This window comes from Frateuria flava, assembly GCF_017837635.1.
GTDB classification, from domain to species: Bacteria; Pseudomonadota; Gammaproteobacteria; order Xanthomonadales; family Rhodanobacteraceae; genus Frateuria_A; species Frateuria_A flava.
The window spans coordinates 72,809-95,380 of sequence record NZ_JAGJRS010000031.1 but is presented as its reverse complement, the minus strand read 5'-3'; the positions used below and the strand labels follow the sequence as shown (position 1 = coordinate 95,380).

The following is a 22,572-nucleotide window of genomic DNA, read 5'->3' as shown; positions in this document are numbered from 1 at the left end:
CGACATGCCGCCGGCGGCGCATACCGGTCGGCATGCCGTCGACCTACCTTGCGGACGCCACGGCGAGGGTATCGCCGAGCAAGGCCTGCGCGGTGACGTCCGGCCCCGCGCCCGGGCCCTGGATCACCAGCGGCCGGGTGTTGTAACGGGTGGTGGTGAGGGCGAACTGGTTGTCGGTGCCGTACAACCGCGCGGACGGGTGCGTGGGCGGCACCTCGACCAGCCCGACACGCGCACGGCCGCGCGGGTCGAGGCGGGCCAGGAAGCGCAACACGTTACCGCGTGCGGCCGCCTGCGCGTGGCGCTCGGCCAGCGGTGCGTCGAGCTCGGACAGCCGGTCCAGGAAGGCGCTGGCGTCCAGCGCGCGCAATGCCGTGGGCACCAGGCTCTCCACCTCCACCTCGTCGCTGTTCAACGGGAAGCCGGCATGGCGGGCAAGGATCAGCAGCTTGCGCGCCACGTCCTCGCCCGACAGGTCCGCGCGCGGATCCGGCTCGGTGTAGCCGAGCGCACGTGCCTCGGCGAGCAGCGCGGAGAATGGTCGACTGCCGTCGTACTGGTTGAACAGGTAGGACAACGAGCCGGAGAACACGCCCTCCAGCGTGAGCAGGCTGTCGCCACAACCACGCAGGCGACGCAGCGTCGAGAGCACCGGCAGCCCGGCGCCGACGGTGGCCGCGTCGCCATAGCGCGCGCCGGTCGCGAGCGCCGCCTGCAGCGCACGCCAGCCGGCCAGCTCGCCGCCGGCCAGGGCCTTGTTCGCGGTGACCACGTGGTAACCCTGCGCCAGCCAGGAGGCATGCCGCGCGGCGAGCGCGGCGCTGGCCGTCGCATCGACGATGACCCTGGCCGCCGCGTCGCTGGCGTCCAGCGCGGCGAGCAGTGCCGCGTCGTCGCGAGGGTCGCCCTCGTGACGCAACTGCTCGCGCAGGTTGCGTTGCGCCAACCGCCGCGGGTCGGTCTGCTGGCGTCGGGAATTGGCCGCGCCGACCAGCCGTAGCGACGCCGCCGCCGGGGTGTCGAGCAGCTTGAGCAACGCGCCGCCGACCACGCCGGTGCCTAGCAACACCACCGCGATCGGCGATGCCGGCTGCGGACAGTCGGCCAGCACCGCGCTCATGCGCTCACCCGGCGTTTGGACGGTTGGGCGGCCGCGGCCCGGTCGAGCGCGCGGGAAAGGTCGAGCAGCAGGTCCTCGCCGTCCTCGATGCCCACCGAGACGCGCAACAGCGTGTCGGCGATACCGGCGTTGCGACGCGCCTCCGGCGCCATCGCGGCGTGGGTCATGGAGGCCGGATGCGCGATCAGGCTTTCCACGCCCCCCAGCGACTCGGCCAGCGAGAAGCAAGCCAGTCCATCGACGAAGGCGGCAACGTTGGCCTCGTCACCGGCCAGCTCGAAGCTCAGCATGGCACCGAAGCCCTGCTGCTGGCGCGCGGCCAGCGCATGGCCGGCATGGCCCGGCAGGCCGGGGTAATACACCGTGCTCACCGCCGGATGCCGCGCCAGGTACTCGGCGATGCGCAACGCGTTCTCCTGGTGCTGGCGCAGGCGCACGGCCAGCGTGCGCAGGCCGCGCAGGGTGAGGAAGCTGTCGAACGGCGCGCCGGTCAGCCCCAGGCAGTTGCCCCACCACCTGAGCTTCTCGGCGACGCCCGCGTCGCGCGCGATCACCGCGCCGCCGACCACGTCGCTGTGGCCGTTGATGTACTTGGTGGTCGAGTGCACCACCACGTCCGCGCCCAGTGCGAGCGGCTGCTGCAGCGCGGGCGAGAGAAAGGTGTTATCCACCACCAGCAGGGCGCCGACCGCATGCGCGGCCTGCGCCACGTGGCGGATGTCGGTGATGCGCAGCAGCGGGTTGGAGGGCGTCTCCACCCACACCAGGGCCGGCTTGCGCGCCAGGCCATCGGCCAAGGCCGCACGATCGGTGAGGTCGGCGAAGGCGAGTTCGAAGCGGCCCTTCTTCGCCCATGCGTCGAGCAGCCGCCAGGTGCCGCCGTAGCAGTCGTGCGCCGCCAGCACCAGGCTGCCGGCCGGGACCAGTTCCAGCGCCAGCGCCACCGCCGCCATGCCGCTGGCGGTGACCACGGCGCCCGCGCCCAGCTCCAGCTCGGCCAGCGCGTTGCCCAGCAGGTCGCGCGTGGGGTTGCCGCTGCGCGAGTAGTCGTACGGCCGCTTGCCGCCAAGTCCGTCGAAACTGTAGTTGGTCGACAGGTGCAGGGGCGGCACGATGGCGCCGTGCTGCGTGTCCGTCTCGATGCCGGCGCGCACGGCGCGGGTACAGGGGGCCGATTCGCTCATGGAGGTTGCTCCGTTGGGTGTTCAGGCCAGCGCGGCGCGCAGCAGCGGCGCGAGCTGGTGGGTTTCCTTGAGGCAGCCGTCGTGCCCGTAGGGCGACTGCAGGACTTCCAGCGTGGCGGGGCCATGCAGGCGCCGCTGCAGCTCACACAGGTCGGCCAGCGGCACCAGCAGGTCGGAGGCGAAACCGACCAGCGTGGCGGGAGTGGGGATGCGCTCGGGGGTGACGTCGTGCAGGTCGATCGACTCGGACAGGGCGAGGAAGCGCTCGGCGTCGAAGCGCTCGACGAAGCGGCGACCCTGGTGTTCCAGGTAGTCCTCCACCGGCAGGCGGAAGCGGCCGTCCCGGAACTCCGGCGCGCCGGCGAAGCGGCGGCCGAACTCCTCGCGACTGCGGTAGGTGGTGACCGCAAGCTGGCGCGCCAGGCCGAGGGCTTCGTCAGCCCGGCCGCTGGCCAGCCCGAGCCGCACGATGCCGCGTTGCACGCTGCGCTGGGCGGAGGCCAGCGGATGCGGGCGATGCGCGCCGGCCAGCACGACCAGCCGGTCCAGCGCACGCGGATGGCGCGCGGCAAAGGCCAGCGTCACCATCGCGCCGTAGGAGGCACCGACGAAGGCATGCGCGCGATGGATCCCGAGCGACTCCAGCAGGGCGGCCAGCGCGTCGGCCTGGTCTTCGCTGGAAACCGCCTCGATTCCCAGCTCGGCGGGCGCCAGCCAGTCGATCGACAGCACGCGGTAATGGTCGAGGTCGATGGCAGCGCCGGCGCCGACCAGCGCCTGCCACCAGCCGGACGCGCCGTCGAAAGCGGTGACGTCCCGGCTGGCGGAAATGCCGCCCTGCACGATGACGGTCGGTGCATCGGCCGCGCCACACCAGAGATAGCGCACGTCGACGTCGCGCGCGCCGTGGCCGTACTTCGGGGAAAGCGTCAGCCGGCGGGTGCTGCGCTGCGCGGTGAGGCCACCCATGCGGGCATCCACGCGCGGCGGAACGGCGGCGGGCGAGGCGGGCAGGGGCAGCGGCTGGGCGGTCATGCGGTTCTCCGTGGGCATCGCCCGCGGGAACCGGAAAAGGCCGCCACCCCTCGCCGGCGATATGACGTCGGCGACGAATCACGCCCATCTCTCGGTGGCGACCAGCGCCCCGCAGGAATTGGCACCGTCGCGGGAACGCTTCCCGCAGGTTGCCCCGGCATCAAAGGGCCTATCCCTCCGCCGGTCTCGATGAGTGGGATGATTCTGGGACCTGACAGTAACCCGTGTCAATAGACGTTTAGACGTCTGGATGGCCTTATGCAGATTGTCGCCACGACCTGCTCCCTCTCCCCTCCGGGGAGAGGGCTGGGGTGAGGGGCCACTCTTGCGGTAGCCCAGCTACAGAGCGACAAACGAAACCATGCACGCCGCACGGGCAAGCCTCCCCGCGAGCCCCGACCCCTCACCCAACCCTCTCCCCGGCGGGGAGAGGGCTTCGGATCGCGGCGTGCTGATGGCCGAGGCGAGAGGGCTCCGGATCGCGGCATGATGATGGCTGAGGGAACGGGCGTTCAGATCGGGCGTATCCTGATGCCCCCTCCCCGCCATCCCAGCCATGACCGCCGCACTCCCCGCGCTGCACGACCAGCTCCGCCAGGACGGCTTCGCCTTCGTTGCCGCCGGCCCGATGCAGGTGCTGCTCGACGCGCACGCCCTGCCCGACTGGGCCGCGTTCACCGCCAGCTGGAACGAGCTGGCCCCGGACGCCTACCTGGCCTCCACCGGCCGCCACCGCCGTCGCCGCCACGCGACTTTCTCGGCCGATGCGGGGGGTGTCTGTCGCGAGGCGCATCAGCCGCACTACCAGAGCAAGACCTACAACACCCTGCAGGGCGACATCGAGCGCTGGTTCGAGCCCGTCACCGCCGACGGGCCGAGCCTCCGTCGCATCATCGGGTTCTGCCATGACTGCTTCGGCGCGCTCGCCCCGGACGTGGCGCGCTGGCGCGTGGAGGTCCACCAGTTCCGCATCGAGGCACGCGCCGACGAAGCGGGCGAGCCCACGCCCGAAGGCGTGCACCGCGACGGCGTGGACTTCGTGCTCGTGCTGCTCATCGACCGCAGCAACATCGAAAGCGGCACCACCACCATCCACGCCGCCGACGGCCGGCTGCTCGGCAGCTTCACCCTCACCCGACCGTTCGACGCGGCGCTGGTGGACGACGCACGCGTGTTCCACGGGGTTACCGCGGTCACCCCTCTCGATCCCACCCAGCCGGCGCACCGTGACGTGCTGGTGGTGACCTTCCGCGATGCCGCGCGGAGCCGCGCATGAACCGCGAAGCCGTCGGTCGGCGCTACGACGCGATGCTGATGCAGCGCGCCCGCGAGCGCAGCTGGGCGGTCCTGCAGGACATCCGCCAGCGCATGCAGCCGGGTATCGACGAGGCCGAGGCCAAGGCGATGGCGGCGGACATTTTCACGGCGCACAGCGTGCAACGCCTGTGGCATCCGCCGATCATCCGCATCGGCGCCAACACGACCAAGACCTACCGGCAGCGCTCCCACCCGGACGTGCGACTGGGCGAGAACGACATCTACTTCATCGACCTGGGCCTGGTGTTCGACGGCCACGAAGGCGACGTCGGGGACACCTTCGCCGTTGGCGATGCGCCGGCACTGACGGCGTGCGCGAGTGCCGCCCGCAGCCTGTTCGACGAGGTCGCCTGCGCCTGGCGCAACGACGGGTTGAGCGGCCGGGCGCTCTATGACGTCGCATCGGAGCGGGCGCAGGCGATGGGCTGGCGCTTCAACCACGCGATCAAGGGCCACCGGCTGGGCGACTACCCGCACTCGGTGCACAAGGGCGGCGACCTCGGCACGCTGGAGGGCGCACCCTCGCCCGGGCTGTGGGTGCTCGAGATCCAGATCGCCCATCCGACCAAGCCGTACGGAGCGTTCTTCGAGGATCTGCTGGTCGCGCCCGGAGCGGATTGATCCCTCGCCCCGGGGAAGGGGCGGATGAGCGATGGCTCGCCGGGGAGGCAGCCTTTGTCCCTCGCACGGTAACAGCTCATGCAAGACCCGGCCCTCACCCCAACCCACTCCCCGCAGGGGAGAGGGCGCCTGGGCGCGGTACAATCGGCGGTTCGCATACAAAGCCTGCCCGCCGCATGTCCACGCATCTGTCCGAAACCCGTCGCCGCCGTACCTTTGCCATCGTCAGCCATCCTGACGCGGGCAAGACCACGTTGACCGAGAAGCTGCTGCTGTTCGGCGGCGCGATCCAGATGGCCGGCTCGGTCAAGGGCCGCAAGGCCGCGCGCCACGCCACCTCCGACTGGATGGCGCTGGAAAAGGAGCGCGGCATCTCGGTGACCTCCTCGGTGATGCAGTTCCCCTACGAGGGCAAGATCGTCAACCTGCTCGACACGCCAGGCCACGCGGACTTCTCCGAGGACACCTACCGCGTGCTCACCGCGGTGGACTCGGCGCTGATGGTGATCGACTGCGCCAAGGGCGTGGAGGAGCGCACGATCAAGCTGATGGAGGTCTGCCGCCTGCGCGACACGCCGATCATGACCTTCATCAACAAGCTCGACCGCGAGGGCCGCTCGCCGATCGAACTGCTGGACGAGGTCGAGTCGGTGCTGGGCATCGCCTGCACGCCGGTGACCTGGCCGATCGGCATGGGCAAGCGCCTGAAGGGCGTCTACCACCTGTTGCTGGACGAGGTGCACGTCTACGAGCCGGGCAAGAACTTCACCCGCCAGGACTCGACCATCTTCAAGGGCCTGGATGCACCCGGGCTGGAAGAAGTGGTCGGCGCCCAGATGCTGGCCGAACTGCGGGACGAGCTGGAGCTGGTGCAGGGCGCCTCCAACCCGTTCGTGCTGGAGGATTACCTCGCCGGCAAACTGACCCCGGTGTTCTTCGGCTCGGCGGTGAACAACTTCGGCGTGCAGCTGCTGCTGGACTTCTTCGTCGAGCACGCGCCCAGTCCGCGCCCGCGCGGCACGCTGGGCCGCGAGGTGATGCCGGAGGAGGAGAAACTCACCGGCTTCGTGTTCAAGATCCAGGCCAACATGGACCCGGCGCACCGCGACCGCGTGGCCTTCATGCGCGTGTGCTCGGGCACCTACACCGCCGGTATGAAGATGGTGCAGACGCGCACCGGCAAGGACGTGCGCATCGCCAATGCGCTGACCTTCATGGCCAGCGACCGCGAAATCGTCGAGAGTGCCTACCCCGGCGACGTGATCGGCCTGCACAACCACGGCACCATTTCCATTGGCGATACGTTCAGCGAGGGCGAGCCGGTGTCGTTCACCGGCATCCCCAACTTCGCGCCGGAACTGTTCCGACGCGCGCGCCTGCGCGATCCGCTCAAGATGAAGGCCCTGCAGAAGGGCCTGGCGCAGTTGTCGGAGGAAGGCGCCACGCAGTTCTTCCGGCCGCTGATGAGCAACGACCTGGTCCTGGGCGCGGTCGGCGTGCTGCAGTTCGACGTGGTGGCCTACCGCCTGAAGGACGAGTACGGCGTGGATGCCTCGTTCGACACGGTCGGCGTGGCCACCGCGCGCTGGGTGCATTGCGACGATCCGAAGATGCTGGAGGAGTTCCGCGAGAAGAACGCGATGAACCTGGGGATCGACGCGGCTGGCGAGCTGGTCTACCTGGCGCCTTCGCGGGTCAACCTGCAATTGGCGCAGGAGCGCTGGCCGAAAGTGCGCTTCTCGGCGACACGCGAGCACGCGGCCTCGGTCGAGGTCTAGACCGGCCTGCAGGAGCCCCGCGTGCGGGCTCCTGCGTTTGCGGGGCGTGACCTCCTCCACTGGGACGGCGTCGCGGTCGCTGCTAGCGTGCGCCGTCCACACAGGGGGAATTCCATGTACGGCTACCGCCTCGCTTTCGTCACACCCGCCCAGGCCCCGCGCTGGCAGCGCTGGCTGGTGTTCTCGCCGGTGGCCCGGCTGGTGTTCTTCATCGCGCTGATGGTGGCCGCCAGCATGCTGTTCGGGTTGTTGCCGCATGGCCCGGCCGATAGTCCGGTCGCCAAGGGCCTGCGCGAGTTCGGCTTCCGCGCCCTGGGTCCGCTGCTCGCTTACCTGGCCATGGTCAAGCTGGTCGAGCGCCGGCCGCTGCGCGAGCTGGCGCTACGCCGCCTCGCACCAGAGGGTGGACTCGGCCTGGCGGCGGGCGTGCTGCTGTTCAGCGCCGTCGTCGGCGCCCTTTGGCTGCTCGGCAGTTATGACATCGTCGGCATCAACCCCGAAGCGCACTGGTTGCTCGCCGCGTTGACGGTGGGGCTGGGCGCCGGGATCGGCGAGGAGATCATGTTCCGCGGCGTGCTCTACCGCCTCGTCGAGGAGGGACTGGGCACCTGGGCTGCCTTGCTGGTTTCGGCGCTGTTCTTCGGGGCGGTGCACTTGAACAACCCGGGCGCGACCCTGTGGGCGGGGCTGGCGATCGCCATCGAGGCCGGCATCCTGTTCGGCCTGCTCTATCTGGTCACACGCTCGCTGTGGATCTGCATGGGCCTGCACGCCGCCTGGAACTTCATGCAGGGCACGGTCTACGGCATTCCCGTGTCCGGTACCAAGGCGGACGGCTGGCTGGTCTCCACCCGTAGCGGTCCGGACTGGCTCAGCGGCGGCGTGTTCGGTGCCGAGGCGTCGGTGATCGCCCTGGTGCTGTGTTCGCTGGTGTCGGCCATGCTGCTGACGGTGGCCCTGCGGCGCGGACTGATCGTGCCGCCGCGCTGGCGTCGCCAGGGCGTCGAACCGGTGGCCGCTTCCCTACCCTTGCCCACCGCGGGCAGCTAATCTGGTCCCGTCGTCGGCGGGCACTGCGAGCCGTGGCGGCGATACCCCACGGCCACCGCAACCACGGCGACACCCGCATGCCGGCAGCGACACCCGACGATTCCCGACGCGATCCCTCCCGATACTCCCGGCTGGCCCATCTGCCGACCCAGCGCAAGATGCTGTTTGTGATCGGGCCGCTGCTGGTGGTGTTCCTGCTCGCCAACCTGGCCACGCTGTACTCGCTGCAGGAACAGACGCGCAATCGCCACTGGACCGAACACACCAACCGCGTGTTGCTGCAGATCGGCGCGGCTAAACAGGCGATCCTGACCGCGCAGCTGGGCGCACGCGGCTACATGCTGCGGCAGAGCAACCAGGAACTGGCCAGCTTCGAGCAAGGTACCCGTTCGCTGGCGGCCGGGCTGAAAACCCTGCGTACACTCACCGACGACAACCCGGTGCAGCAGGCGCGCCTGGACCGCGTCGATACGATGGCCACGCGCTGGCAGCGCGAGGTCGTCAGCTACGTCGTCACCCCGATCAGCCAGGGCAACAGCGACGCCGCCGCGCGCGAACGCCTGCAACAGGCGCTGACGGCCAGGCGCACGGTGACCGTGCCGGACATCACGGCCGTACTGAACCAGATGGGCGACACCGAAGAGGCGCTGCTGGCCGAGCGCAACGCTCAGCTGGAGCACACGCTGCGGCTGATGCGGATCTTCAACGCGCTGGCCGCCGTGCTTTCGCTGCTCTACGGCGTCTACGTGGTGCAGCTGACGCGTCGCATCGTCACCCGGCCGCTGCTGCAGATGACCACGCTGATGTCGCGCCTTGCGGCACACGATCACTCCATCGTCGTCACCCGCCAGGGTCGCCGCGACGAGATCGGGCAGATCGCGCGGGCGCTGGAAGTGTTCAAGCAGATGGCGATCCGTTCCAGCGAGCAGAACTGGCTCAAGACCGAGGTCTCGCGGCTGGTGCAGCGCCTGCAGGAAGTGTCCACCCACCAGGAATTCGGCGCGGTGTTGACCAGCGAGGCAGCGCCGCTGGTCAAGGCCGGCGTGGCGCTTTACTACGGCTATGACACGGCCAGCGAACGGCTCGACCTGCTGGGCAGCTACGGCCTTCGTCATTCGTGGAATCCGGTCGAGGCTTACGTGCCGGGCGAAGGCCTGGTCGGGCAGTGCGTGATCGAGCGCAAGCCGATCGCACTGGACCAGGTGCCCGAACGCTACCTGCGCATCCACTCCGGCGCCGGCGAGGCATCGCCCGCCCACGTGCTGATCCTGCCGGTGCTGTTCCGCGGACGCCTGGTCGGTGTGCTGGAGCTGGCGAGCTTCACTCCGGTCTCGCCGTTGTGCCGGCAATTTCTGGACGAACTGTTGCCGATCGTCGCGCTGACCCAGGAGAACCTGACCCGCGCCATCGCCACGCAGGACCTGCTCGAACAGACCCGCGAGCAGGCCGATCACCTGCGCCGTTCCGAGGAGGTGCTGCGCCAGCAGCAGCAGGGGCTGCGCGACGCCAACGCCGCGCTGCAAACCAAGACGCGTGAGCTGGAAGAGCAGTCCCAGCGATTGACCGTTTCGGAAGAAGAACTTCGCGTGCAGGCCGAGGAGCTGCAGGCGTCCAACGAGGAGCTGCGGGAAAAAGGCGACATACTCAAGCAGCAGAAGCAGGCGCTCGAAGCGCTGCAGCGCGAGACGGCGCAGAAGGCGCTGGAGCTGGAGCGCGCCAGCCAGTACAAGTCCGACTTCCTGGCCAACATGTCGCACGAGCTGCGCACGCCGCTCAACAGCCTGCTGATCCTCTCGCGCAGCCTGGCCGACAACGATGGCGGCAACCTGGACGAGGAACAGGTCGAATCGGCACGGATCATCCACGACGCCGGCTCCAACCTGCTGCGGCTGATCAACGACATCCTGGACCTGTCCAAGATCGAGGCCGGCAAGATGGAGCTGGTCATCGACGAGCTGCCGCTGGCGGTGTTCGCGCGCGCGCTCAAGCGCAGCTTCGCCCACGTCGCGCAGGAAAAGGGCCTGGCCTTCGACGTGCAGGTGGACGAAGGGATGCCGCCGGCGCTGCGCACCGACAGCGCGCGGCTGGAACAGGTCGCCAACAACCTGCTCGGCAACGCGTTCAAGTTCACCGCCAGTGGCGGCGTGCGGGTGCGCATCGGCCGTCCGGCGCAGGACACGCGCATCCCGGCGGCGCTGCTCGGCCAGCCGCTGCTGGCCTTCGAGGTCAGCGATAGCGGCATCGGTATCGTTCCGGAGAAGTTCGATCGCATCTTCCAGGCGTTCGAACAGGTCGACGCCGGCACCAGCCGCCAGTACGGCGGCACCGGCCTGGGCCTGGCGATCTGCAAGCGCATCGCGGCACTGCTGGGCGGCGACATCGTGCTGCGCAGCACGCCGGGCGAGGGCAGCACGTTCACCGTGCTGCTGCCGGAGAACGCGCCGACGGTCGCCGCCCCGCCCGCCGCGACACTACCCACGCACGCCCCCGCACCGCCGCCGCGCGCGCAGACCGGCGCGTTGCTGCCCGAAGCGATCGAGGACGACCGCGCGCGGCTGGCGCCCGGCGACACGGTGATCATGCTGGTCGAGGACGACCCGGCCTTCGCCCGCATCCTGGCCGACATGATCCGGCGCAATGGCCACCGCGTGCTGGCCGCCGCCGACGGCGAGGGCGGCCTGGCACTCGCTCGCCAGTACCGCCCTACCGGCGTCCTGCTGGACGTGATGCTGCCCGGCATGGATGGCTGGACCGTGATGGAACGCCTCAAGGCTGACGAAGCCACCCGTCACATTCCCGTGCATTTCATTTCCGCGACCGACGAGGCCGGTCGCGGACGCGACCTGGGCGCCGTGGGCTTCCTCACCAAGCCGGTCAGCCGCGAGGCGATCAACGCGGCGTTCGAGCGCCTGCTGCACTTCGCCGAGGGCAACACGCGCCGCCTGCTGGTGGTCGACGACGATGCCGCCTCGCGCACGGCCGTGCGCACGATGTTGCGCCGCGACGGCGTGGAGATCGACGAGGCCGATTCGGCCGAGGCTGCGCTGCGCATGACGGCCGAGGCAAAGTACGACTGCATCGTGCTGGATCTGGGCCTGCCCGGCATGTCCGGCATGGAGTTGCTCGAACATCTCTCGGCCACGCCTGCCGGCGTGCCGCCGGTGGTGATCTATTCGGGCCGCGATCTGAGCCGCGAGGAAAACCTCAAGCTGCGCCAGTACACCGACGCCATCGTGGTCAAGGGCGCCCGCTCGCCCGAGCGGCTGCTGGACGAGGTCAGCCTGTTCCTGCATTCGATCCAGCACGCACCGCACCGGACTGCCGAGCAGTCGCCGCCTGGCGAGGAACTGAACGGCCGACGCGTGCTGCTGGTGGATGACGACATGCGCAACCTGTTCGCGCTGTCGAAGGTGATGCGCGGCTGGGGGCTAGCCGTGACCATGGCGCAGGATGGCTACAAGGCGCTCAAGGCGCTGGAGGACAACCCGTCCACCGAGCTGGTGCTGATGGACATCATGATGCCGGGCATGGACGGCTACGAGGCGATGCGCGGGATCCGGGCGCAGCCGGCATTCGCGCAGCTGCCGATCATCGCGCTGACCGCCAAGGCGATGCGTGGCGATCGCGAGAAGTGCCTGGAGGCCGGCGCCAGCGATTACCTCTCCAAGCCGGTGGACATCGACAAGCTCGCCTCGCTGCTGCGCGTGTGGCTGCCGCACTGAGCGCCGCGCGATGGACCGGATCGATCCCGCGCTGGAGGACATCGAACTGGAGTTGTTCGTGCGCGCCCTGCGCCAGCGCCACGGCTACGACTTCGGCCATTACGCGCCCGCGTCGCTGCGCCGGCGCGTGCGCCAGCTGGTGCAGACGCACGGCACCGGCACGATCAGCGCGCTGACCGGTCGCCTGCTGCACGAGCCGGAGTTCGTGTTCACCGTCATCGAAGGGCTCTCCGTGCCGGTGTCGGACATGTTCCGCGATCCGCCGGTGTTCCGCGCGCTGCGCGAGCAGGTGCTGCCGCTGCTCGCTTCGTGGCCGCGCATCAACATCTGGCAGGCCGGCTGCGCCAGCGGACAGGAGGTGTACTCGCTCGCCATCCTGCTGGAGGAGGAAGGGCTCTACGAGCGCTGCCAGATCTACGCCACCGACTTCAACCCGGCCGCGCTCAGGCGCGCGCAGGAGGGCATCTACCCCGCCCGCGCCGCGCAGGCGTGGTCGCGCAACTACCTGGAGGCCGGCGGGCGCCACTCGCTGGCCGACTACTACAGCGCGCGCTACGAGTTCATCAAGCTGGACCAGCGCCTGCGCCGCAACGTCAGCTTCGCCAACCACAACCTGGTTACCGACAAGGTGTTCTGCGAGGCGCAGCTGGTGCTCTGCCGCAACGTGCTGATCTACTTCGCCAACCCGCTGCAGGACCGGGTGCTGGGGTTGTTCCGCGACAGCCTGGTGCGTGGCGGCTTCCTGTGCCTCGGGTTGCGCGAGAGCCTGGAATTCGCGCCCAGTGGGGCGGACTTCACCGCGCTCGACGCGAACTTGCGCATCTACCGCCGCAACGTGTTTACCGCGCCCGATGGCAAGGCTTGAGGCGGTCGTGATCGGTTGTTCGGCGGGCGGCCTGGGCGCGCTCAAGCCACTGCTGCGCGCGTTGACGCCGCCGCTTCCGCTGCCGGTGATCGTGTGCAGCCACAGCGCCGAACCGGGTACCGGCCTGCTCGTGCCACTGCTGGCGCGGCACGCGCGGCTGCCGGTGCGCGAAGCACGCGAGCGCTGGCCGGTGGAGGCCGGGATCATCCACCTGGCCCCGCCCGGCTATCATCTGCTGATCGAGCGCGACCGTTGCTTCGCCTATTCGGTGGATGAACCGGTGCACTATTCGCGCCCGTCGATCGACGTACTGTTCGAAAGCGCCGCGGATGCCTATGGCGCGGGTCTGGCCGGCGTCATGCTGACCGGCGCCAGCCCCGACGGCGCACAGGGCCTGGCGCGCATCCGCCAGGCCGGCGGCCTGGCGATCGTGCAGGACCCGGCCGACGCGCTCGCACCGACGATGCCGCAGGCCGCGCTCGACCAGGCCGGCGCCGACCACTGCCTGCCCCTGGCGCGCATCGCGCCGCTGCTCAACGAACTGGCCCACTGCGCATGACCGACACGACGCGACCGAAGATCCTGGTGGTCGACGACACCCCCGCCAACCTGGTGGCGATGCGCCGCCTGCTGGGCCACGCCGGCGCGGACCTGTACGAAGCCGGCAGCGGCAACGAGGCGCTCGCGCTGTGCCTGGACCACGAGTTCGCGCTGATCCTGCTGGACGTCAACATGCCGGACATGGATGGCTTCGAGGTGGCCTCGCTGCTGACCGAGGCCGATCAGCTGCACGAGACGCCGATCATCTTCGTCACCGCCGCCTACGCGGACGACCTGAACCGGCTCAAGGGCTACCGCTCCGGCGCGGTGGACTACATCGCCAAGCCAATCAACGACGTGATCCTGCAGTCGAAGGTGCGCGTGTTCCTGGAGCTCTACGCCGCGCGCGCGAAGCTGGAACTGACGCTGGAGGAGCTGTCCGAACGCAACCACCAGCTGCAGCAGGAGATCGCCGAGCGCGAGCGCGTCGAGGCGCAGGTGCGCCACCAGGCGACCCACGACATGCTGACCGGCCTGCCCAACCGCGTGCTGTTCCATGACCGGCTGGGCGCCGCGCTGCGTCATGCGATCGAGGGTGGGCCGGGCTTCGCGCTGGTGCTGCTGGACATCGACGGCTTCAAGGGCATCAACGACCGCCACGGCCATCCGGCCGGCGACGCGCTGCTGCAGGCGATCGCCGCGCGGCTGAAGCTCAACCTGCGCGTCGGCGACACGGTCGCGCGGCTGGGCGGGGACGAGTTCGCGCTGATCGTGGGCGAGATGCAGGCGTTGCCGGTGCTGCTGCGCCGCTGCGAGGAACTGGGCGCCAGCCTGGCCGAGCCCTATCCGCTGGTGTCGCCGCAGGGCCCTGTCGTGGCGCATGTCAGCGCCAGCATCGGCGTCGCGCCGTGGAGCGCACAGGTGGCCAGCGACGAGGCGATGATCCAGGCCGCCGACCGGGCCCTATACCGGGCCAAGGACGGCGGCAAGAACCGCTGCGTGGTGGCGGACTGACGCACGCGTCGGTGGTGTGAGCCCCAGCCCGCACGAACCCTTGTACGAGCGCACTTGGGCGCGACCACAGCCTCCGGGGTAGCCTCGGACATCGCGGTCGCGCACAGGGTGCGCTCCTACAGGGAGCCTTGGATACCGCAACCTTCGGGGTGTCGCCATGAGGCCGCGTCATTGCCCATGCCAGCGCCAGCATCGGCGTCGCGCCGTGGAGCGCACGGGTGGCCAGTGACGAGGCGCGGATCCAGGCCGTTGTACCGCGCCAGGGATGGCAGCAAGAACCGCTGCGTCGTGGCGGACTGACGCAGCGCGCCCTGGTTGATGGGAGCCTGTGATTCCCAGTCCGCACGTATCCCTGTAGGAGCGCACCCTGTGCGCGACCGCGATGTCCGAGGCTACCCGGGGCCACGGTCGCGCCCGAGTGCGCTCCTGCAGGAACCTTGAAGACCTCGATCGGACGCCCCCCCCCGGAAAGCCGGAATCCACGTGGCTGTCCGGCCAGGATCAAGGTTGACCAGCTTCCGCCGGAACGTTTTCCGCCAGGCGTCCCGGAACCACCCGTGTGTCAGAGCCATCGCATCCGACGTTTTTCGCGCCCGCTCCCGTCGTCAGGCCACGAGCGCCTTGCAGTGCTCGTCGATGTAGTCCCGGTGCGAAGGCATCGCCTCCACGCACGCGGCGATCGTGCGGCGCACGCGCTCGACGAACGCGACCAGGTCCGCGTCGGGGACCTCATCGACGATGGGATGGTAGCCGCGCGGCACGATGCGTTGCCCGAGCATCACCTGCACCCAGCTCGGCAGGGCGAAGAAGTCCTCGCCGTTGCGAAAATAGCGGCCGTCGGTCTGGAACAGCGCGATCGTCTCTCGCAACGGCTCGGGGATCGCCATGGTGCGGCAGTGGTCCCAGAACGGTGTGTCGTTCCGCTCGGTCGCGTGATAGTGCAAGGCCAGGAAATCGCGCACGCGTTCGTGCTCGAAAGCGGAGTCGCGGTTGAAGCGATCGGCCAGCTGCGGATCGAACGCGCGCGTCGGGAACAGCCCGAGCAGGCGCTGGATGCCCGACTGCGCCAGGTAGATGGCGGTTGATTCGAGCGGCTCCATGAAGCCGCCCGCCAGGCCGACCGCGACGACGTTCTTGTCCCATAACCTGCGGCGCCTGCCGGGCGTGAAACGCAGCGGCCGCGGCTCGCCAAGCGCCGTGCCGTCGAGGGTTTCGAGCAAGCTCGCGGCCGCTTCGTCGTCGCTGATGTGCCGGCTGGAATACACGTAGCCGTTGCCGGTGCGGTGCTGCAGCGGGATACGCCACTGCCAGCCCGCCGCCCGCGCGGTCACCCGCGTGTAGGGCGTCAGCGGTCCGGCGCTCGCGCAGGCGACGACCATCGCGCGGTCGCAGGGCAGCCAGCGGCTCCAGTCCTCGTAACCGGCTTTAAGAGTCTGTTCGATCAGCAGGCCACGGAAGCCCGAGCAGTCGATGAAAAGCTCGCCCTCGATGCGCGCGCCGCCCTGCAGCACCACCGCCTCGATGAAACCATCCTCGCCGCGCTGGACGACGTCGACGATGCGGCCCTCGATCCGCTGCACGCCGCGGCGCTCGGCCAGCTCGCGCAGGTAGCGCGCGTACAGTCCGGCGTCGAACTGGTAGCCGTAGGCGATGTCCGCCAGCGGCGACCCGGGCGGCGCATCGACCGCGCTGGCGGTGAACCGGTTGCGCGGGGCCGCGACGGTCGGCAGCGAGAAGACGCCGATGTCGGGCGCACGCCCGGCCAGGAACAGCTTCAGCCAGTACTGGTGGAACGGCAACGGCCCCAGCGAGCGGCCGATGGTGCCGAAGCCGTGCACGTAGCTGTCGCCAATGCGCCCGAAATCGTTGAACTGGATGCCCAGCTTGAAGGTGCCCTGCGTCCGCGCGACAAAGTCGGCTTCCCGGATCCCAAGCACCTGGGCGTTGAAGGTCTTCATGAACGGCACGGTCGACTCGCCCACGCCGACAATCCCGATCTCCTCCGATTCGACCAGGCGGATGCGGGCACCCTTGCCCAGGTAGGTGGCCAGCGCGGCCGCCGCCGTCCAGCCGGCGCTGCCGCCGCCCACGACGACGATGTTGCGGATGCGGTTGTCGTCCATCGCTGCTGCCTTCGCGTGTGATGCGGACAAGAAAACGGCAGCGCCCGGGGAGTACAGGCGACTGCCGTTGGAAGGTTCCCCGTACCTCGCTGCGCGGGGTGAAGGCCTTCCTAGAACTTGTACGTCAGGCCCATGTACACGATGCGTCCGGCGTAGCCATTGGAGTAGAAGCGCGCCCGGGTGTCGTTGCCCAGGTGCGAGCGCGACTCCTCCTTGGTGAGGTTGAGCACCGACGCGGTCACCGTAAACGCCTTGGTGATGTTGTACGCCGCGTTCAGGTCGATCTGCTGGTAGGGCTCCTCGTAGACGTTCAGGCCGTTGACCAGGCCGTCCACCACTTCGCCGCGGCGGTTGTAGGACGCGCGCGCCAGGAAGCGCTCGGTCTCGTAGAACACCGTGAAGTTGGCCTGGTTCTTCGCACTGCCGACCAGCGGCGAGGTGCCGATCTCGGTGCCGTCCTCCAGGGTGATCGCCGCCTCGTTGGTCTTGTTGTAGGTGTAATTCACCTGGAAGCCGAGGCCGAAATCCAGCGTGTGCTGCGCGTACAGCTCGACACCCTTGGAGACGCCATCGCGGCCGCCGGCGGTGGTCGAGTAGTTCTGCACCGTCACGCTCTGGCCGCCGACGTCCATCGAGACGTCCTGTACCACCGGCACCGAGAAGTTGCTGACGTCCTTGCGGAACACGTCGACGCCGAGCACCGAGCCGGGATGGAAGTACCACTCCAGGCCCAGGTCGTACTGGGTGGCCTTGTACGGCTCCAGGCGCTTGTTGCTGCCGGCGCCGTACCAGCCCACTTCGTCGCCGCCGCCGATCAGGCGACGATCGTTGACGTATTCGGGGCTGTAGTACTGCAGGCCACCAGGTGCGGCGATGTCGTTGTAGCCCGGACGCGAGATGACCTTGGAGGCGGCGCCGCGCAGCACCAGGTCGTCGGTCAGGTCGTAGGCGACGTTGAAGCTCGGCAACACGTCGGTGTAGGTGCGGTCGAGCGAGCTGACCACGAACGAGGAGACGTGCCCGGTGGCCGGGTTGGTCTGGCTGTCCGGCAGCGTGGTGAAGCCGCTGACGCAGCCGGAACCCGCCGGTGCGCCGGCGGCCGGCAGGTTGCCGGTCTGGCAGGGCGCCGGATTGCCGTCCGCACCATCGAAGAAATAGTCGTTGTAGTAATCGACCTGATCGGTCGAATCGGCGTGCTGCCGCGTGCGCGCCAGGCGCACGCCGAGGTTGCCGCGCAGGCGCTCGGTCTTGAAGTTGAGCTGTACGTATCCGGAGTAGATCTTCTCGCCGACGTTGTAGATGAAGTTGTTCTCGTTGCGGGTATGCATCCCGCCGTAGGCTTGGTTGAGGTAAGCGACGTAGGCCGGGTAGTTGATCGCCGGAAAGGCGCTGGCGTTGATGCCGCCGGCGAGGTTGCCCAGCGGTTGCCCGTACAGGAACTGCGGCTGGAACACCGAGGCGGTGGGATCGCAACCGTTCTGGAAGCGGTTGTCGTAGTCGGCCGGATCGGTGCCCTGGCAGACCCAGTAGTTGTTGCCGGTACTGCGGTGGGTGCCCCCGTTGCGGTACTTCACGCCGAACTGCAGCGAGTCCATCCAGTCACCATAGGCATGCCAGGAGAAGTCGGCCTGGGCGTATTTCTGTCTGGTCTCGTTGCGGGTCCAGGACGACCCGGTCGAGCCGAGGTCAACTTCGCCGATGCCGTTGCGCAGGTTCGCCATCAGCTCCGGCGAGAAGGTCATCGTCGGCGTTCCGACCAGGCTCCAGGCGCTGGCATAGTTGCCCAGGTCGTAGTCGCCCGATGCATTCTGGCGGCGCGGCTTGATCGGCACGGAAATCTGCAACTGCGGGCCGCCGCTGGCCCAGGTGCGGCCGGCCTTGACGCTGGCGTCGAAGGACTCGCCCACCCACTCGGCACCGATGTCCGCGGTCTGCGACACCGCCTTTTCGTGGTTGTAGCTGCCGGTGATCTGCGGGGTCGGGATGGAGCAGTCGTCCGGGCCGAAGCCGCCGGTGTTGGTCAATCCGTCCGCCGCCGCCTCGTCGCCGCTGCAGTAGTAGGCCTTGCCCGGATGCACCGAGTAATTGGCGCCGGTGACGATGGTGCCGCTGGGGTCGAAGGCCAGCCCGTCGAGCATGCGGCCGCCGGGCCAGTTGCCGTCGCCGGCGTAGCGGGCCAGGTTCCACTCCGGGATCTTCAGCGTGTTGGTCTGGGAATCCTGCGACAGATCGAAGCGGAAGTAGTTGGCCGTCAGGGTCAGGTTGTCGACCGGGCGGAACTGCAGGGTCACCTGCCCGCCCTTGCGCTCGCGGTCCTCATTGGTGAGGTTGAGGTTCACCGAGGTCGGCATCATGAAGTTGCAGTAATAGCCGCACTCCGTCGGCCAGCCATCCTGGAAGGTACCGGTGTAGGGATGGTTCTGGTCGTTGAAGCCGGACTGCCCCCACCAGTAGGACGTCATGCCCGAGGGCTGGCCGTTGACGTCGGTGGCCGGATGGGCGTCGTAGTCATCGCCGTACCACTGCCAGTTCTCGGTGCTGGCGCCCATGGTGCGCGTGGTGCGCTTCTGGCTGGTGTAGCCGACGAGGAAACCGAAGCGCTCGGCCTTGTCGTGCCAGGAGTACAGCCCGGAGAACTGGCCGTCCGTCTTCTTTGTCGTGTCGGCCCAGGTGCCTTCGGCGGAGACGAAGCCGGTGTTCGCTTCCATCTCCAGCGGGCGGCGGGTGTGCAGGATGACGGTGCCGCCGATGCCACCCTCATCGATGCGTGCCTCCGGCGTCTTGAACAGCTCGGCGCTGGAAAGCATGTTCGACGGCAGCAGCGTGTAGTTGAAGGAACGAGTCGGGTCGCCGTTGGACTCGGCCGTGGCGATGTAGTTGCCGTTCAACTCGGTCAGCGTGAGCTCGGCCGCCAGGCCACGCACGCTGACGTTCTTGCCCTCGCCACCGTCGCGCGAAATGATCACGCCGGGCACGCGCTGCAGCGCGTCGGCCACGTTCTTGTCGGGGAACTTGCTGACGTCTTCGGCCGTGATGACCTCGACGATCGCATTGGCTTCGCGCTTCTGATCCAGGCTCTTCTCAATCGAGTAGCGGTAGCCGGTGACCTGCACCTTGGACAGCGAGACGGCCTGATCCGGCTGTGCCTTGGCGCCGGTGTCGGCCTGGCCCTGCCCGGACTGGTCTTGCTGGGACTGGCCCTGCCGGGACTGGTTCTGTTGGGACTGGTTCTGCGGCTCCGGCGTCTGCGCCTGGGCATTGCCGCAGTAAAGCGCTGCCAGGACGGCCGCGGCCAACAGCGTGACCGGCACGAATGGGCTTTTCATGGTTCCCCTCCCGAGAGAATTTAGATCGTTACAAATTCAGAGCAAACCGCTTCCCCTGCGCTCGACCTGGATCCGCCTTCGTCAGTCCGTACCGACCCTGCGATTTAGATCGATCTAAATCAAACGACTCCAAACATAGCCCAATTGCCTGACGATGTAATGCTGCGGAACAGCAAGGCGCTCGCCGTGCCCCGAACGGCCGTGCAGCGCCCGGGAGGCAGCGACCGGGTGAGGCCTGCGCACCGTCACGCGCGGAACCGGGTCGCGCCGGCTCTCAACGAACGGGCGCCTTTTTCCGATCCTCGGAAGCGGCCTCGCGACCGCGCCCGCCCGGCCCTTCATTCGGGGAGGCGCCGGGCGAGAGGGAGCCCGTCCTGGGCCCGCCCTGCCCGGGTCCGTCAGGCGTCAGGCCACGGCGACCGAACGCGGCTTCTTGTCCGCCCGGGTCACTGCGGTGCCCAGCTCGGACGGATCGAAGTCATCCACCGAGATGAACTCGAACACGCCATCGCGCACGCGCTTGAGCAGTGCGGCCTCGGCCTCGGTGATCACGCCCTCGCGCACCGCTTCGGCCAACTGGCCTTCGTAGTCGTGCGCCTGCAGCTGGCCGGCCTTGAGCGCCTTGCCGAACTTGCGCTCGACCGGCTCGGCGGCGATCACGTCCGGCAGCAGCGCGTTCATGCGGCCGATGGTGTTGTTCGGCGTGGGCGTGAGGTAGACCCAGTCGATCAGGCGGTCGCGTGCCTCGCCCGGCGCGGTGAGGATGGCGGCCACGCGGCGGCCCAGGCGATCGGAAGGCGGCACTTCGCGCCGGCCGAACGGGAACACCAGCACGCGCAGCAGGAAGCCCACCGGCTTGACCGGGAAGTTGCGGATCGCACCGTCCAGCGCCATCTGCGTGCGCCACATGCATTCGTGGAAAGCCCAAGCGAGCAGCGGACGATCCGCTTCCGGGCGGCCGGTGTCCTCATAGCGCTTGAGCATGGCGCTGGCGATGTACAGATACGACAACACGTCGCCCAGCCGCGCGGAGAGCTTCTCCTTGAACTTCAGCTTGCCGCCCAGCACGCCCATGAACACGTCGGCGCACAGCGCGAGCGCGGCCGAGTAACGGTCGAGCTTGCGGTAGAAGCGGCGCGTGTAGGCATCACCCGCGCTCTGCCCGATCGACGCACCGGTGACACCGAGCACGAAGCTGCGCACGGCATTGGAGACGCCGAAGCCGACGTGGCCGAACAGCAGGCGGTCGAAGGTGCGCAGCTTTTCGCCGTAGTCGGCGATGGAGAGCGCCTGCATTTCCTTGAGCACGTACGGATGGCAGCGGATCGCGCCCTGGCCGAAGATCATCAGGCTGCGCGTCATGATGTTCGCGCCTTCCACGGTGATCGCGATCGGCACGCTTTCCCAGCCGCGCGCGGCATAGTTCTTCGGGCCCAGCTGCACGGCCTTGCCGCCGTGCACGTCCATCGTGTCGCTGGCGACCTGGCGCGCCCATTCGGTGGCGTGGTACTTGGCGATGGCCGAGGTCACCGCGGGCTTCTCGCCGCGGTCGACCGCCGCGGCGGTGGCGCGCGAGAGCGCCGCGGTGGCGTAGGTCAGGCCACCGATGCGCGCCAGCGCTTCCTCCACGCCTTCGAAACGCGCGATCGCCAGGCCGAACTGCTTGCGCATGCGCGCATAGGCGCCGGTCGCCGCGGCGGAGGCGCGCATCGCGCCGGTGGCGTTGGAGGGCAGCGAAATGGCGCGGCCCACCGACAGCACCTCGACCAGCATGCGCCAGCCGTGGCCGGCCATCTGCGGCCCGCCGATGATGGTCGACAGCGGCGCGAACACGTCCTTGCCGCGCACCGGGCCGTTCTGGAACGGGATGTTGAGCGGGAAGTGACGGCGGCCGACCTCCAGCCCCGGGGTGGTGTGCGGCAGCAGCGCCAGCGTGATGCCCAGGTCCTCGGTCTCGCCCAGCAGGTGCTCGGGGTCGTACATGCGGAAGGCCAGGCCGATGACCGTGGCGATCGGCGCCAGCGTGATGTAGCGCTTGTCGAAGTTGAGCTTCACGCCCAGCGTCTCGACGCCGTCGACCACCTGTTTGCAGACGATGCCGTAGTCGGGAATCGAGGTGGCGTCGGAGCCGGCGTAAGGGCCGGTCAACGCGAAACAGGGAATCTCTTCGCCGACCGCCAGGCGGGGCAGGTAGTGGTTCTTCTGCGCCTCGGTGCCGTAGTGCAGCAGCAGTTCGGCCGGCCCCAGCGAGTTGGGCACGGCCACCGTGGAGGACACTGTCGCCGAAGCGGTCGACAGCTTCTGCAGCACCGCCGAATGCGCCAATGCGGAGAACTGCAGGCCGCCGTACTGCTTGGGAATGATCATGCCGAAGAACTTGTTCTTCTTGATGAAGGCCCAGACCTCCGGCGGCAGGTCGGCCAGCTCGTGGGTGATCTGCCAGTCGTCGATCATCGCGCAGAGCTCTTCCACCGGGCCGTCGAGGAAGGCCTGCTCTTCGGTGCTCAGCTCGGGTTTGGGCTGCTTGAGCAGTTGCCGCCAGTCCGGCTTGCCCGAGAACAGCTCGCCCTCGAAGCCGACCGTGCCGGCCTCCAGCGCGGTCTGCTCGGTGGCCGAAAGTGTGGGCGTGGCGCGGGCGAACATTTTCAGCAGCGGCGCGCTGATCTGACGGCGGCGGAAGGCCGGCATCAGCAGCGGCACGGCGATGAGCAGCTCGATGACCAGCAGCACGGTCATCGTCACCCAGGCGCCGGTCAGCACGCCCACCACCAGCGTGGCGGCCACCGTGGCGATCGCCCAGGTGCGCAGGCTCGTGCGGTGGTAGGCACAGGCGCCGGTCGCCACGATGGCGGCCAGCAGGGTCAGGAACACGGACAT

14 protein-coding genes and 1 riboswitch are annotated in these 22,572 nt (G+C 68.8%); of the genes, 8 read left to right on the top strand and 6 right to left on the bottom strand.

The features are described from left to right. Positions 1 to 43 precede the first annotated feature (43 nt). Genes J7I44_RS14460 through metX form a run of 3 tightly spaced genes read right to left on the bottom strand, consistent with a single transcriptional unit; the run spans position 44 to position 3,339 of the window. Complete coding sequence (locus J7I44_RS14460; RefSeq protein WP_209622356.1) at positions 44 to 1,120, bottom strand: homoserine dehydrogenase family protein; 1,077 nt, start codon at positions 1,118 to 1,120, stop codon at positions 44 to 46. After that, positions 1,117 to 2,304, bottom strand: coding sequence for a cystathionine gamma-synthase (gene metB, locus J7I44_RS14455; RefSeq protein ID WP_209622354.1), 1,188 nt, complete (start codon positions 2,302 to 2,304; stop codon positions 1,117 to 1,119). Before metB ends, J7I44_RS14460 begins: the two co-directional genes overlap by 4 nt. 21 nt (positions 2,305 to 2,325) lie before the next feature. Continuing rightward, on the bottom strand, positions 2,326 to 3,339 hold the full coding sequence (gene metX / locus J7I44_RS14450) for a homoserine O-succinyltransferase MetX (RefSeq protein ID WP_209622352.1): 1,014 nt from the start codon (positions 3,337 to 3,339) through the stop codon (positions 2,326 to 2,328). An 81-nt stretch (positions 3,340 to 3,420) separates the two neighbouring features. Further along, positions 3,421 to 3,535, bottom strand: a riboswitch (SAM riboswitch). 360 nt (positions 3,536 to 3,895) lie between these two features. Between metX and J7I44_RS14445 the strand changes: the two genes are divergently transcribed. From J7I44_RS14445 to J7I44_RS14410, 8 genes are all read left to right on the top strand, one after another. Further along, positions 3,896 to 4,615: a 2OG-Fe dioxygenase family protein gene (locus J7I44_RS14445; RefSeq protein ID WP_209622350.1), complete on the top strand. Its 720-nt coding sequence runs from the start codon at positions 3,896 to 3,898 to the stop codon at positions 4,613 to 4,615. Next, positions 4,612 to 5,277 (top strand): M24 family metallopeptidase, encoded by a 666-nt coding sequence (locus J7I44_RS14440; protein WP_209622348.1) that lies wholly within the window; start codon positions 4,612 to 4,614, stop codon positions 5,275 to 5,277. Before J7I44_RS14445 ends, J7I44_RS14440 begins: the two co-directional genes overlap by 4 nt. Before the next feature lie 176 nt (positions 5,278 to 5,453). Beyond that, complete coding sequence (locus J7I44_RS14435) at positions 5,454 to 7,055, top strand: peptide chain release factor 3 (RefSeq protein WP_209622346.1); 1,602 nt, start codon at positions 5,454 to 5,456, stop codon at positions 7,053 to 7,055. Positions 7,056 to 7,169: 114 nt separating this feature from the next. Then, positions 7,170 to 8,105 (top strand): CPBP family intramembrane glutamic endopeptidase, encoded by a 936-nt coding sequence (locus tag J7I44_RS14430; protein WP_209622344.1) that lies wholly within the window; start codon positions 7,170 to 7,172, stop codon positions 8,103 to 8,105. A 158-nt stretch (positions 8,106 to 8,263) separates the two neighbouring features. After that, complete coding sequence (locus tag J7I44_RS14425; protein WP_245188214.1) at positions 8,264 to 11,827, top strand: response regulator; 3,564 nt, start codon at positions 8,264 to 8,266, stop codon at positions 11,825 to 11,827. A gap of 10 nt (positions 11,828 to 11,837) precedes the next feature. Beyond that, the gene (locus J7I44_RS14420; RefSeq protein ID WP_209622339.1) at positions 11,838 to 12,692 is read left to right on the top strand and encodes a CheR family methyltransferase; all 855 of its coding nucleotides are present in this window, start codon (positions 11,838 to 11,840) and stop codon (positions 12,690 to 12,692) included. Next, on the top strand, positions 12,679 to 13,251 hold the full coding sequence (locus J7I44_RS14415) for a chemotaxis protein CheB (protein WP_209622336.1): 573 nt from the start codon (positions 12,679 to 12,681) through the stop codon (positions 13,249 to 13,251). The genes J7I44_RS14420 and J7I44_RS14415 overlap by 14 nt, the downstream gene beginning before the upstream one ends. Further along, a complete protein-coding gene (locus tag J7I44_RS14410) occupies positions 13,248 to 14,246 on the top strand; it encodes a diguanylate cyclase (RefSeq protein ID WP_209622333.1) in 999 nt (332 codons plus the stop codon). Before J7I44_RS14415 ends, J7I44_RS14410 begins: the two co-directional genes overlap by 4 nt. Positions 14,247 to 14,851: 605 nt before the next feature. Here J7I44_RS14410 and J7I44_RS14405 read toward each other — a convergent pair. The 3 genes from J7I44_RS14405 to J7I44_RS14395 form a co-directional block, all read right to left on the bottom strand. Next, positions 14,852 to 16,369: a tryptophan halogenase family protein gene (locus J7I44_RS14405; protein ID WP_209622330.1), complete on the bottom strand. Its 1,518-nt coding sequence runs from the start codon at positions 16,367 to 16,369 to the stop codon at positions 14,852 to 14,854. Positions 16,370 to 16,479: 110 nt separating this feature from the next. Continuing rightward, positions 16,480 to 19,695, bottom strand: a complete 3,216-nt coding sequence (locus J7I44_RS14400) for a TonB-dependent receptor (protein ID WP_209622326.1) — start codon at positions 19,693 to 19,695, stop codon at positions 16,480 to 16,482. Positions 19,696 to 20,100: 405 nt separating this feature from the next. Continuing rightward, positions 20,101 to 22,572 carry an acyl-CoA dehydrogenase gene (locus J7I44_RS14395; protein WP_209622321.1) on the bottom strand — a complete coding sequence of 824 codons (2,472 nt, stop codon included), beginning with the start codon at positions 22,570 to 22,572 and terminating at the stop codon, positions 20,101 to 20,103.